Consider the following 14,112-nt stretch of genomic DNA (forward strand, 5'->3'; position numbering starts at 1 on the left):
CATCCTCACAGCGTACTCAAATATGTCATGATTCCGGAAATCGTCTTGGCATCCACAATCTCTCCTTTTAAGATCATGTCCTTCACTTTCTCAGGCGAAAATTCATATACATCGATAAACTCGTCTTCGTCCAGATTCTGCTCTGTCTTATGAAGTCCTGTCCCTACAAAGATTGGAATTTTTTCATCGCAGAAGCCAATGGCGGTTACAATCGTGATCAGAGGTTCAATCTTTTCTGCCCTGCACCCTGTCTCTTCCTCGATCTCCCTTTTTACACAGTCGTATCCGCTCTCCCCCCGCTCAATACCTCCGGCCGGTATCTCATAAGTCATTGCGTCCAGGGCATTTCTATATTGACGGACCAGCAGGATATTCCCTTCCTCCGTGACCGGAATAATTGCTGCGGCTCCCGGATGCTTTACCAGGTCCCAGGTGACAGTATTGCCATTGGGCAGTGTAATGACATCTTCATAAAACCCCACTACTTTTCCCTGATGTACGAGATTCTGTCTGATCTTTTTATATCCGTCCATATGCTCCTCCGCCTTCTATCTTGCAGACTGATGATAATATTCGATGACACGTTTTGCAATCGGGCTGTCTGCGTCCAGACCAGTATATTCAGATACGGCCTGTTCAATTCCAATGTTTTTAATCTCCTGCTGAAGTTTCTGTGCGTTTGCGTCCCTGGGCTCCGCATATTGGAATCCGGCCGCCATGGCTTTGGCGATCGAATCAAAACTGACGCCGTGTTTCAGGCACAGCTCGGCGGCTCCTGTCAGACGGTCTCCTTTTGATAATTTACGGATCGGATCGTATCCTACCCGGTAGATAGAATCTGGAAGCACGCCCTTGGCCGGTGCAAAATAAACGAGGTTGTGCAGCTCCTCCGGTGTAATCGGATATTCCTTCATGACGGCTGCCGTAATCTCCTCTACTACTCCTTCCACAACTTCCGCGATCTCAGGATCAGCCTCAGATTCCGGAATCGTACTGTACCCCTTTAAATATCCCATATAGGCCAGTGTTGCATGGGGACCATTGACTGCGGTGACTTTAATGTCTTTGAGCATCTCAATCTTGTCCGTAAGTTCCATCCATTCCACATCACTGAAATCGTTATTGACCGGCTGCTGGATCAAAAGTGAATTTACTGCAACCGTATCAATATGGACATCATAATTACTCTTGGCATCTGTACTCCTGCGGATAATAGAGTCCCGGATCACTACATTCTGATCGAACCACTCCTTTGCTTCTTCGGACAAGTCTTTTCTGAATGCCTCCGTAATTCCAGGGATCAGATAATTTTTATTTGTAATACAGATCATAGTCAGTCTGCGGTCCGGATGCACCCTGTAAAATTCTTCAAAGCACTTCGTCAGATAACCTGCCGCCTCTTCAAAGTCTTCCGGATAAAGCGGAAGTACGATCACATCCGTCTCCAAGAAAGCCTCCATGCATGAGTATTCTTCATCACAAGTATATGCTTTAAAATTTTTGACCGTACGGTTTTGTATTTCATCCACCCGGTGTACCTTCACATAATAACAACCGTCTTTTCGTAATTCTTCTGTAACTCTCGGGTCCTTATCCAGGAATGTAAGATTCCATCCCGCATTGTCAAAAGTTTCGCCTACAAACCCTTTTCCTAACCGTCCTGCTCCCACAATCAATACATTCTTCATTTTTCCCTCCTGATCTGTGTTTTGTCTGAAAAACAGCTCTATATTTACTGATCAGAATCTGTGATCAAATATGTAATGTCACCTGTCTTGCATATGACATAATTTGACACAGATCCGATCTTTTCCTTGGTCACAAGTGCCGCAGTCTGATAAGAGACAGAGAGCATCTTCTGTTTCAGCTGGCATTCTTCCATGGATGAATGACTGATGCCCACTTCACTGCTCATACAGTAAATCCCCATAAAATACAAATCCGGATGAAGCAGCTCCAGCTGTTTGATGACCTCATAGCCATAGGTAGCCATGGAAGATTTATACAGATTCCCGCCCAGCGTGATCACATCGATGTTTGGATAATCTCTTAAAAGAAGGATAATCGGAATACTGTTCGTAATAACCGTACAGCGCATGTGTTTATCCAGCTGCTTGATCACCTGATAGTTAGTTGTTCCGTCATCGATCAAAATCACAGATCCGGGTTTGATCAATTCTGCGCCCTTTTTGGCCAGACGAATCTTTTCTTCCAGATTCAGATCAATCCTTGCATCAAAATCTTCCTTCAAAGGTCCGTTTTTTACGGCTCCGCTGTGCACCTTTTTCAAAAGACCTCTCTGGTCTAATTCTTTAATATCTCTGCGGATCGTATCCTCAGAAACTTCAAGCCTCACACTTAATTCGCTGGCAATAATTTTATTTTCGAGGGACAGAATCTCCAGGATCTTATCCTGCCTCTCTGCTTTTAACATCTTCATCGCTTTACCTTCTCCTACACATACATTCTGTTGATTAGATTAATATTATTATAACGAATCCGCTGGAAAAGGGAAAGCAAAAGCGGCCATTAAATATTCTTTAATAGTTCCATAATCTCTTGTTTATTTTCAGCATGCCTCATCTTTTCAATATTCTCTTCCTCAGCACAGATCAGCGCTATGTTGCTGAGCATGTTCAGATGAGTGCCGTCTTTCCCGGCGATACCTATGACAACGTATGCAATATTTCCATCACCAAAGTCAACGCCTTCCGGAATCTGTACTACAGACAGGCCTGAAGTATATATTTCCGAATCTGATGACTCTATCCCATGAGGAATCGCCAGATGGTTTCCGATATACACAGAGAATCTCCTCTCCCTCTCCATCATATGTTCAATATACTTCGGAGTCGTATACGCGTTTTCCACCAAAATTTTTCCGGCATACCGAATGGCCTCTTCTTTATCCTTTACCTTCACATTTAACGCAATGTTTTCTTCTGATAAAATAGGTTTTGCTTTTTCTTTGCCGTTTCTGTCTTCAATCACTTCCAAAGCCCGGTCGTAATCAGCTTCTTTCAGAAAGTTGTTGATCGCCAGAAATTCCCTGCCTGTATTGTCTACACTCAGTTTTGCCCTCTCAATCAGCCCTTCCAGCGTGATAATCATGTCCGCATCAGGATCAATCCGGCTGGCCGATGAATTCTTTACCTTAATATCTTTATATCCTTCTTTCTGGAGACGGTTCTTTAAAACCGATGCTCCCATGGCGCTGGAGCCCATTCCTGAATCACAGGCCACGATGATATAACGGATGGCACCTCCTGAGGAAGGCTTATGTTTCTTTAAGGCCGCTTCCGGTTTTGCCGTCTTTGTTCCCATATCGATACCGGCTACGGCAAGATCTGCCTCTTCCTCCGGAGAGCCTATGGTCTTCAGAATAAAAGAACCGATCAGCAGCGCCACCGCAAATCCCGCTCCGATTGCCAGAACATTTGCCACCGCAGCATCCTTTGGTGTCATAAGGGCTATATTGATCAGACTGCCTGGAGACGGCATGCCGACCAGACCGCCGCCCAGCACGACCAGGAGCAGAAGGGAGGTTGCAAGACCGCCCATTGTAGCAAAAATCATGATCGGATTTGCCAGAATAAAAGGAAAATACACTTCCCCGATACCGGCGATTCCCGCAATAAACATCGCCATGGGAGCTGTCTCTTTTGCTTTTCCCTTTCCAAAAACAGCAATAGAGCATAAGGTGCCAAGCAGCGGACCACAGTTAGAATCGAGCAGGAACATCAGGGATTTACCGGCCTCCTGAGCCTGAGCGAATGCAATCGGTGAGATAATTCCATGGTTTACTGCATTGTTCAAAAACAACACCTGGGCCGGGCACATAAATACAGCCAAAAGCGGAATCAGTTTCTTCGCGATCAGGAAGTTGATTCCTGCCGTCAAAAAAGCGATAATCGCATTTACCACCGGCCCGATGATCAGATAACCGAGGATAGCCAAAGCAAATCCAAGGATTCCAAGGCTGAAATTATTGATGAGCATTTCAAATCCGGGTTTGATTTTCCCCTCCACGGCATGGTCAAACTTCTTTAGAAGCCATGAAGAAAACGGGCCCATGATCATGGCTCCGCTGAACATAGTGATATCAGAACCTACAATCACTCCCATGGTAGTAAATGCACCGATAACACCTCCCCGCTGTCCATGGATATTATAGCCTGCCGTATAGCCAATCAGAAGCGGCAGCAGATAATTTAATATGGGTCCTACCATCTCATTTAATTTTTCATTGGGAATCCACCCTGTCGGTATGAACAATGCTGCCAGCAGTCCCCAGCCCACAAATGCACCCAGATTCGGCATAACCATCCCGCTCATATGCCCGCCAAATTTACGGATTCTGTCCAGTGCCCCTGCTTTTGTTTCCATATCTTACACCTCCGGTTCTCATACTTTGACTTTTTACTATTGAAATACTTTTTAACGTGTAGACTTTGCCCCGCTGATATTTACAGTAGTTCCGGATATGTAGCTTGCGCGGTCGGACATCAGGTAGCAGATCAAGTCGGCAACTTCATCTAATTTCCCCGGTCTTCCCATAGGAATAACTTTTTCATAATCGGATGAAACATTATTCTTATCCTGTCCTCTTGTATACGCAAGCGCTTCAAATGCTGCGTCGTTATTCATAGGAGTTCTCTCATTGATTGACGGTGCCACACCGACAACGCGGATATTATAGGGGCCCAGCTCCTTCGCCCATGACATTGTGTAAGAAAGGACTGCTCCTTTTGTGCCTGAATAGCAGCTCTGGCCTTTGGAGCCCTGCATCCCCGCCTCAGATGACATATTCACGATCACTCCGGATTTCTGTTTTATCATGTAACGTGCAGCAGCCTGTGAGCACAGGAATACTCCTTTTTGATTGACATTGACCATAAAATCAAAGTCTTCTTCTGAAAGTTCATATTCCGGCCGTTTTCCGTAAAAATCAACCAGCAGTCTCGGACGGCTGACTCCTGCATTGTTCAGAAGGCCATCTATTTTTCCATATTTCTTTATTACCTGTTCCATCATCGAATCCACGCTTTTCTTGTCGGCAACGTTGCACTCAACAAAAAAGATGTTCTCATCCTTTTCAAACGTCTCATTGTTTCTCAAGTCCGCAACCACAACTGCGGCACCGTTATTTCTCAGTGTTTTTACTACATGTTCACCGATCCCCTGGCTTCCTCCTGTGACGATCATGACTTTCCCGCTTAAGTCCATCCACTTTTCCATACTTGTTTTCCTTTCTTTCTGCATTTTTTTGCGCTTTCATCTGCATTTTATGCATCTGTTTGCCTGTTTTGTTTGCTGTACCTTTATAATACCAGCATATTTTTGCATTGTCAAGGCTATTTATTGCAGTTATATGCGTTTTTATAATAAATTAACCGCATTTTTCGTACGAAAATGCGGTTATCTGCATGTTTTTTGCGTTTTAAATATGTGTGAAGGATTTTTCTCATCAGAAAAAGACAGCAGATGAACGAATTCATCTGCTGTCTCACTTTCCATTGATTATTTCGCGTAGTCCACAACCCGTGACTCACGGATAATATTGACTTTAATCTGTCCCGGGTAATCCAGGTTATCTTCCACCTGTTTTGAAATATCCCTGGCCAGTAAAATCATGTCGTCGTCACTGATTTGTTCTGGAACTACCATTACACGAATCTCCCGACCTGCCTGTATCGCAAAAGTTTTATCAACACCCTGGAAGGAATCTGCGATCTCTTCCAGCTGTTTCAGTCTCGTCGTATAGCTTTCCAGTGTTTCGCTTCTCGCTCCCGGTCTCGCTGCGGAAATCGCATCTGCCGCCTGAACAAGACAAGCGATTAATGTATCTGGTTCTGCATCCCCATGATGGGATTCCACTGCATTGATTACAATTGGATGTTCCTTGTACTTCTTGCACAAGTTCACTCCAAGTTCTACGTGGGAACCTTCCACTTCGTGGTCGATAGCTTTTCCAATGTCATGGAGCAGCCCAGCGCGTTTTGCCATCCTGACATCGACTCCGATCTCAGATGCCAGCAGCCCTGAAAGCTGTGCCACCTCCATAGAGTGCTTCAGTGCGTTCTGTCCATAGCTGGTGCGGTATTTCATCTTGCCCAGCAGACGGACCAGTTCCGGATGGATGCCGTGAACTCCAAGTTCCAGAGTTGCAGCCTCCCCGTCTTCCCGCATCTTCGTCTCCACTTCTTTTGTGGCTTTTTCCACCATCTCTTCGATCCTGGCCGGATGAATTCTTCCGTCCACGATCAGCTTTTCAAGAGCAATCCTTGCAATCTCTCTCCTGACCGGATTAAAACTTGACAATACGACTGCTTCCGGGGTATCATCGATGATCAATTCTACTCCTGTCATATTCTCAAGGGCACGGATATTCCTGCCCTCCCGGCCGATGATGCGTCCTTTCATCTCGTCGTTTGGAAGCTGTACAAGAGAGATCGTCGTCTCGGCCACATGGTCTACGGCACACTTCTGAATGGCTGTAACCACATACTCCTTGGCTCTCTTTCTCGCATCTTCCTTTGCTCTGGATTCCATCTCTTTTACGAGCATCGCTGTCTCGTGCTTTACGTCTTCCTTCACTGCTGATAATAGTTGTTCTTTTGCCTGATCAGAGGTCAGCCCAGAAATTCTTTCTAATTCCTGTAAGTGTTTGGACTTGAGCTCCTGCACTTTTGCCTTGTCTGCCTCAAAATTCTTTTCTTTGGCAGTCAGAGACTGTTCCCTGCGCTCCAGCATCTCTGCTTTCTTGTCAACAGTTTCTTCCTTGTTGAGTACGCGCTTTTCGTACTTCTGCAGTTCACCCCTGCGTTCCTTTGTTTCCTTTTCAAAGTCATGTCTCGCTTTTATAGTTTCTTCCTTGATCTCAAGTGAAGCTTCGCGTTTCTTCGCATCCGCTGCTTTTATGGCTTCATCTATAATATCTCTGGCTTTGCTCTCTGCGTTTCCAATGGTTACTTCCATAGCCTTCTTGCTTCTTTGATTGGCAACATAGGCGGAAATTGGCGCAACAATGACCAGAGTTGCGATAATGGCAATAATTATATATACCACAGGCCTCCTCCTTATTCAATTTTTTGTGCATAAAACACTTCTATAATTTTATATGTTTTTGCACAAAAAGTCAAGAAAGCCTAACGCTCAGGTTGAATAATCATGGCCTGATACGGAGGAATCAAAAGCCCTCCCCCAAAATCTTTCTCTTCTCCGGTCAGAAGATCCGTGCCTTTTCCCGCTCTGGCGTCAAAATGCAGGGTATATTCCTCCGATCCCGCATTTAAGGCAAAAATCATTCTCTCTTCTCCCGCTTCTCTCTCAAAGGCGATGATATCCTGTTCCGTACGTATTTCTCTGTAACCGCCGTCTTTCAGCGCCTGACTGTGTTTCCTCACTTCTGAAAGCTTTGCGATGTATTGATAGAGTTCTCCCTGCTTAAGATCCTCAGGTTTTACTCTCGGACGAAGTGCGTCGTCACTGCCGGGTTCTTTAAATCCCTCGATTCCCCACTCACTTCCGTAGTAGACGGACGGTACCCCCGGCATGGCAAACATGAGTGCATTGATCAGAGGCAGATGTTTTTCATCCGTAAGCTGGGTGGCAATCCTCATCACATCGTGGTTATCCACAAAACTGTACAGAGGGAGTCCCTGATAAAGTGTCCATGGTTCCGGGCCAAACTGCCGGTTCAGAGAATAACCGATCTCGTGCATGTTGTGGGTATTAAAACTGGAGTACAGACCCTTATAACATTCATAATTTGTGGCAGAATCAAGCATATGGTGATTGACCAGAGTGCTGTAATCCCCATGCAGCATTTCTCCTATAAAGACCATCTCCGGATTTCTGTCTCTGGCAAAATCCACAAGATTCTTCATAAATGTCCGGTTCAGCATATAGGCTACATCCAGACGGATACCGTCAATCCCGAACTCATCCATCCACATACCCACTGCATCCAGAAGGTGGTCTCTGACTGCGGGGTTATCCAGATTTAATTTTACCAGTTCAAAATGGCCTTCCCAGCCCTCATACCAGAATCCGTCACCATAGTTGCTGTTTCCGTCAAAATTGATATAGAACCAATCCTTATATTCAGAATCCTGCCTCTTTTCCAAAACGTCCTGAAATGCCCAGAATTCTCGGCCCACATGATTGAATACACCGTCTAAAATAACTTTGATTCCTTCTTCATGCAGTGCATCGCATACTTCTTTAAAATCTTCGTTCGTTCCAAGCCTTTGGTCGATCACTTTATAATCTTTCGTATCGTATCCGTGGCTGCTGGACTCAAAAACCGGAGAAAAATAAATGGAATTGGCTCCCAGCCCTTTGATATGAGGTATCCATTCCTTTACTTCCAGTATCCCATGTTCTGTCTCATCATCCACAAAAGCTCCCAGCGGAAAAATGTGATAAAAAATCAAGTCCTTCATTGTTAATCCTTTCATAGTCAATCTCCCTTCCTACCTTTGGGGTGTCACTCTGTGCTCTTTAAAGATTCCACCATGCTGATTTTCCGAAGCTGGAAAAACATCATGAAATTAATCAGCGCCGCAAACCCTATGGTGAGCAGAACACTGTATAGATAACTGGCCGGCAGGATCTGTCTTCCAAACATGATCAGATCTACCTCCGCAGTTAAAATCACATATCGGTGGAGGAGGATGCCCAAACCCGCTCCCACGGCTGTGCCTATGACGGTGAGCAGGATATTTTCCCGGTAGACATAGGCCGCGGTCTCCAGGTCATAAAAACCCAAAACTTTAAGGGTTGCGAGTTCCGCCTTCCTCTCAGCGATATTAATGTTGTTCAGATTATATAATACTACAAAAGCCAGGAGTCCGGCAGATACAATTAAGACAAACACAACAATATTCAGATTGTTCAGCATATCGTTCATCTCTTTCTCAAAATCAGAGATAAAGGAAACAGATGCCACCCCCTCCTGCTTCAGCAGACCTTTTCCAAGATCTGTCTCTGTTTTTTCGGATCTGTCTTTGTCTTTTAAAAGAATTTGATTGTACTCCGGCTCCTCTCCATAAAGCTTTTGGTATAGATCTTTGGACATATAGATATTGTGATGCATATAATTTTCTGTAATATGCTCCACTTTCGCCCGGACAGTCTTTGTCTCTCCTTCTTTAATAATGACGGTATCTCCGATTTTGATGCCCAGCAGGCTGCATACTTTTTCCGTGAGAATAATGCCGTTGTCAGAGAGCCGGTATTTCTCCCCGGATATCCGGTCCTTAAACCGGATATAAGATGAAAGTTCTTTCGCATCTTCTGGCACAAACAGAGAAGCCGACTTGCTGTCCCCGTCAAACTCCACATCTACTGAGACGCTGCGGATTTTGGTGCTGCTTGGTATTGTATGCTGTTTTTGTATCCAAGATGCAATTTCCTGCTCCTTTTTTGCAGACAGATCGTCTTCCAGTGTGACCGATGCATCATAAGTCATAATGTTTTGATACTGATTTTTTGATATGGCAAAAATAGAATCTTTCAACCCAAAACCGACGAGCAGCAGCGCCATACACCCGCCGATTCCGAATATGGTCATAAAAAACCGCTTTTTATACCGGAACAGGTTTCTCAGGGTGGACTTCCACGTAAAGTTTAAATGCCTCCACAGAATTCCGATCCGCTCAAGCCAGATCCGTTTGCCCTCCTTCGGTGCCTCAGGACGCATCAGCTGCGCCGGTTTTTCCCTCAGTTCTTTATAACAGGCAAACATGGTGGCTCCAAGCGTGATACACACAGAGGCCGCGGAGGCTGTCAGTGCAAACCTGGTCTCAAACGGATGTTTTACCGGACCGATCCCCGTATACATCATAGAATACGCCTCGATGATGATCTTAGGAAGGATTGTCTCTCCCACAAGCACGCCTGCGATACTTCCCCCTGCTGTGGCGAGCAGGGCGTACAGTCCATACTTCTTTGCCACATCGAAGCCTGTGTACCCCAAAGCCTTTAAAATTCCGATCTGGGTTCTCTGTTCCTCCACCATCCTGGTCATGGTCGTCAGACTTACCAGTGCGGCTACCAGGAAGAAAATCACCGGAAATACTTCTCCGATCGCCCCGATTCTTTCGGTGTCCCCTCCGTATTCCACGTAAGACTGGATCTTGTTCCGGTCCAGCACATACCATTTGGGCATCTTTATATCATCTATCTCTTTCCGGGCATCATCGATCTTCTTCTTTGCCTTGGCAAACTTACGGTCAGCCTTCTTCTTAGAAGATCTATATTCTTTTTCTCCCTTTTTGAGCTCCTTTCGGGCATCTGAAAGCTTTTTCTCAGCCTCGTAAATTTTAAGTTCTCCGTTCTTAAGTTCTTTTTCCTTCTTCCTCAGCAGAGAGGCAGAACTGTTTAACTTTTTTTTGCTTGCCTGAAGTTCATTTTTTCCTTTGGCCAGATCCTTTTTAGAGGCTTTTAAAACTGCCTCCTGTCTTAATAGTTCCTTCTCTGCCTGTTCAAATTTCTGCTGCATCTCCGGTGGAATCTGTCCCATAGCTCCTGCCTGCTGCATCTGCTGTTTTAACTGTTCTTTCGCTTTGGCAAGCTCTTTTTCTGCTTTCACAAGCTTTTTCTCATTGCTTTTAATGTCTTTCTCTGCCTTAGAAAGCTGCTTCCTGCCGTCTCTGTAACTCTGCCATCCCTTTTGTATCTCCTTCTCGCCTTGGGATATCTTATATTTCTGGGAAGCAATCTCTTTTTGTCCGGCGTTTATTTCCTTTTTTGCATCTTTGAGTTTCTGCTCTGCTTCTGCGAGTTTTTTATCCGCTTTTTTCTTTTCTTTTTTATATTGATTCTCAGCCTTTTTTACTTCCTTTTCAGCCTCGTCCTTTATTTCCCTTTGTCTAATCTCACAGCGGCTGTCTGAAATATTCTTAATCTTTTTTTCTGCTTTTTCTACGATATCGTCATAGTCATCTGTATATGCAGTCTTCCCTGCCGCCCCTTTCACAGTGATATACAAATCCGTGCAGACATCCAATTTAAAATTTTCTTTCGGCACCACAGCAAAACCGCTGATCTGCCCATTTCCTATAGTGGCCGTTCCCCTGTCTCTGGAAAGATAATAGGAGGAACTTCCCACTCCGACTACTTTCAGTGAGGATTCTTTTAATGTCTCCCCAATATCATCATCCGTCCCCGATGATACTGTAATCGTATCGCCGACTTTGATATCCGAATGGTCCATCAGATAAGAATCCACCAGGCACTCGCCGTTCGTCTTCGGCATCCTGCCCTCTGTGACTTTGATCTGGTTAAGCCGGCCGGTCGCCGCCATGACTTTTAAGACCTTTTCTGTGTCATTCAATTTACAGATCGTGTCCACAGAGTAGCTTGGTTCCGCCACGGAAATCCCGGAAATTTCTCTGACCGCTTTTACATCTTTCTCTGTGATACCCATGGTGCCAAGGACTCTTAAATCCATAAGCCTGCTCTCGTCAAACTGGGCATCTGCGGTTAACTTCATATCGGGTTCTGTAACCCGGACTCCGGAAAAAAACGCTACTCCCAATGCAACAATAAAAAAGATCGACAAAAATCTCGGCAGTGTCTTTCGGACCATCATGAAATTGTCTTTATGAAGCGCTTTCTTCATATGGTCCACCTACCATTCTATCGTCTCTACTGATTTAGGCTCCTGATTGATCCGCATATCATGTACTTTTCCGCTCTTGATCTCGATCACACGGTCTGCAATCGGGGCGATCGCAAGATTGTGAGTGATAACAATCACAGTTTTATTTCTCTCACGGCAAGTATCCTGCAAAAGTTTTAGAATCGATTTTCCTGTCTTATAGTCCAGAGCCCCGGTCGGCTCATCGCAGAGCAGAAGCTTTGGATTCTTGGCAAGGGCCCTGGCAATGGAAACCCGCTGCTGTTCTCCTCCGGAAAGCTGGGCAGGGAAATTAGAGAGGCGCTCAGAGAGCCCCACATCCGAAAGAATCTGTTCCGCATCCAGCGGATTTTTACTGATCTGAAGGGCCAGCTCCACATTTTCCAGCGCCGTCAGATTAGGCACCAGATTGTAAAACTGAAATACAAATCCGATGTCATTTCTCCGGTACTGGGTCAGCTGTCTTCTTGAATACTTTGCGATATCATTTCCATCTACAAAAACAGAACCGGAAGTTACGGTGTCCATCCCACCCAGAATGTTCAGAATCGTGGTCTTTCCGGCGCCGCTGGCTCCTATGATGACGACAAATTCTCCCTCACTGATGGTAAAATTAATCCCATCTACGGCCTTGGTAACGACCTGTCCCGTCTGATATATTTTCCTCACTTCTTCCAACCGAATAAAATCATCCATATGCAGTTCCCTCCGCTATCCGAGATACATAAATTTTAACATATTTTCGCAAAAAATAATACCTATATGCTCTGCCGTGGTCAGACAAAAATGATTTCCATTAGATTTCATCATTTGATATGTTATGATAAGGTTATAAAACGAATGTCTGGTATATAAATTTTGAAAGGACTGGCAGCTTATGATCACGAAAGATGACCTGAGATTTTACCGCGAACCCCATCGTGTTCTGGAAAAAGGAGAGGATTATATGTATCTCCTTCCTCATCCGGCACTGCGGGATTGGATTTCTAATTACACTGTCACCTTCCCCGGCAGTGACATGATCTCAAATCATTACACCGTCATCCCCCACGGGTGCGCAACTCTGGTATGTTCATGTGATGAAACCGGGATGAGCAGCCGCTTGTTTGGCCCGGCCACGGCGGCCTGCAGCGTCGGTGAGCAGGCAAATCAGGCAGAAATGTTATTTATTATTGAGTTCCAGCCGGCCGGTTTATACGCATTTACAGCTGTTCCGCAAAAGGAGCTTTCTGATCGTGCTTTCTCTCCTTCTGACCTAAGTTTCGGGTTAGATAAACGGATCATTGAAAACATCGAAAAAGCCCGCAGTGCATATGAAATGATCAGGGACATCGACAGCCTGCTGCTGACAAACATAAAAGCTTCTCTGTCCCCCGAACTGCATTTTTCTGTTCAGAACATTATTCAGAACATTATTCAGAACATGGGCAGTCTCTCTGTAAAAGAGTTGTCGGATACTGTCTATTACAGCCAGCGGCATTTAAACCGGATATTTTCTCGGTGTATCGGAATGAACGCAAAGACTTTTTCCCGCCTGGTCCGCATCAATTCGGCAATCCACCTCCTTCAAAATCCTCAAAACAGCATCACCAATGCCTGCAATTTATCCGGATATTATGATCTGCCTCACTGTATCCACGATTTTAAATCTGTATGCGGAATTTCTCCACAGGAATACCGCCGTGAGATGTCCGATTTTTACAGCGAGATTGCTAAATTCTGATCTATAATGTAGGTACAAAGCAGAAAGGAGCAGAAAATATGATATACGGAGGTACGTTGATTTCGGTATCTGATATGGAAAGGTCCAAAAATTTTTATGAGAAGGTAATGGAACAAACGGTAGAGATGGATCTGGGGGTTCATGTTTCTTTTCAAAATGGCCTGTCTCTGCAGTCTAACTACGAAGAATTGGTCGGAGTGAAACTGGAGCCTCAGGAGAAACCTGATAATTTTCAGCTTTATTTTGAAGTGGAAGATTTGGACGCCTGGGAAGATAAGCTGAAAGCTCTGGAAGGGATTGAATTTCTCCATGGAATCAAAGAATATCCATGGGGCCAGCGTGTTATGCGGTTTTATGATTATGACAAATATATCGTAGAAGTGGCAGAGAGCATGGAAAGTGTTGCAAAACGTTTCTTGTCACAGGGGCTCTCCGCAGAAGAAACTGCGGAGCGAACGATGCTTCCGGTTGAGTTTGTTGAGCAGTTTTTATAAATGTATCGAATCAATAGGATATGAAAAAAGTAAAAATTTAGGCATTGAGTTTCTTGTGAAATTAAAGAAGCTCAATGCCTTTTCGTATTTTACATTTGTTGTAAATATACAACTCTTGTTTTTATTTATCCAACGTATTTCTGCCATTCCTTATTTTTATTATAGTCATTTTCCCTGATAAATTCAACGTTTCTCTGAATTTTTCCCAACCGTTTCTGTTCTTCCGGCATTTTCTTTCGAATCGGCTG

11 protein-coding genes are annotated in these 14,112 nt (G+C 44.7%); 2 read left to right on the plus strand and 9 right to left on the minus strand.

From position 1 onward, the window contains the following. Positions 1–5: 5 nt before the first annotated feature. From QVP35_RS02380 to QVP35_RS02420, 9 genes are all read right to left on the minus strand, one after another. On the minus strand, positions 6–533 hold the full coding sequence (locus QVP35_RS02380) for an NUDIX hydrolase (protein ID WP_009289003.1): 528 nt from the start codon (positions 531–533) through the stop codon (positions 6–8). A gap of 15 nt (positions 534–548) precedes the next feature. Next, positions 549–1,688, minus strand: a complete 1,140-nt coding sequence (locus QVP35_RS02385) for a mannitol dehydrogenase (RefSeq protein WP_009289004.1) — start codon at positions 1,686–1,688, stop codon at positions 549–551. Positions 1,689–1,732: 44 nt separating this feature from the next. Beyond that, positions 1,733–2,440, minus strand: coding sequence for a DeoR/GlpR family DNA-binding transcription regulator (locus QVP35_RS02390; protein ID WP_006566435.1), 708 nt, complete (start codon positions 2,438–2,440; stop codon positions 1,733–1,735). A gap of 89 nt (positions 2,441–2,529) precedes the next feature. Continuing rightward, positions 2,530–4,386, minus strand: coding sequence for a PTS mannitol transporter subunit IICBA (locus QVP35_RS02395; protein ID WP_006566436.1), 1,857 nt, complete (start codon positions 4,384–4,386; stop codon positions 2,530–2,532). Positions 4,387–4,437: 51 nt separating this feature from the next. Continuing rightward, positions 4,438–5,238: an SDR family oxidoreductase gene (locus QVP35_RS02400; protein ID WP_009289005.1), complete on the minus strand. Its 801-nt coding sequence runs from the start codon at positions 5,236–5,238 to the stop codon at positions 4,438–4,440. 282 nt (positions 5,239–5,520) lie between these two features. Further along, complete coding sequence (gene rny, locus QVP35_RS02405) at positions 5,521–7,068, minus strand: ribonuclease Y (protein WP_006566438.1); 1,548 nt, start codon at positions 7,066–7,068, stop codon at positions 5,521–5,523. Positions 7,069–7,148: 80 nt separating this feature from the next. Beyond that, entirely contained in the window at positions 7,149–8,462 is a 1,314-nt protein-coding gene (locus tag QVP35_RS02410) for an alpha-amylase family glycosyl hydrolase (RefSeq protein WP_009289006.1), read from the minus strand. 29 nt (positions 8,463–8,491) lie between these two features. Further along, positions 8,492–11,629 carry an FtsX-like permease family protein gene (locus tag QVP35_RS02415; protein ID WP_022260758.1) on the minus strand — a complete coding sequence of 1,046 codons (3,138 nt, stop codon included), beginning with the start codon at positions 11,627–11,629 and terminating at the stop codon, positions 8,492–8,494. A 9-nt stretch (positions 11,630–11,638) separates the two neighbouring features. Continuing rightward, on the minus strand, positions 11,639–12,343 hold the full coding sequence (locus QVP35_RS02420; RefSeq protein WP_006566441.1) for an ABC transporter ATP-binding protein: 705 nt from the start codon (positions 12,341–12,343) through the stop codon (positions 11,639–11,641). Positions 12,344–12,524: 181 nt separating this feature from the next. Here QVP35_RS02420 and QVP35_RS02425 point away from each other — a divergent pair, with 181 nt between their 5' ends. Beyond that, positions 12,525–13,370 carry a helix-turn-helix domain-containing protein gene (locus QVP35_RS02425; RefSeq protein ID WP_009289009.1) on the plus strand — a complete coding sequence of 282 codons (846 nt, stop codon included), beginning with the start codon at positions 12,525–12,527 and terminating at the stop codon, positions 13,368–13,370. Positions 13,371–13,408: 38 nt separating this feature from the next. Continuing rightward, the gene (locus QVP35_RS02430; RefSeq protein ID WP_009289010.1) at positions 13,409–13,864 is read left to right on the plus strand and encodes a VOC family protein; all 456 of its coding nucleotides are present in this window, start codon (positions 13,409–13,411) and stop codon (positions 13,862–13,864) included. The last annotated feature ends 248 nt before the right edge of the window (positions 13,865–14,112 follow it).

This window comes from Anaerostipes sp. CAG:276 (assembly GCF_000432215.1).
Lineage (GTDB): Bacteria > Bacillota > Clostridia > Lachnospirales > Lachnospiraceae > Anaerostipes > Anaerostipes caccae.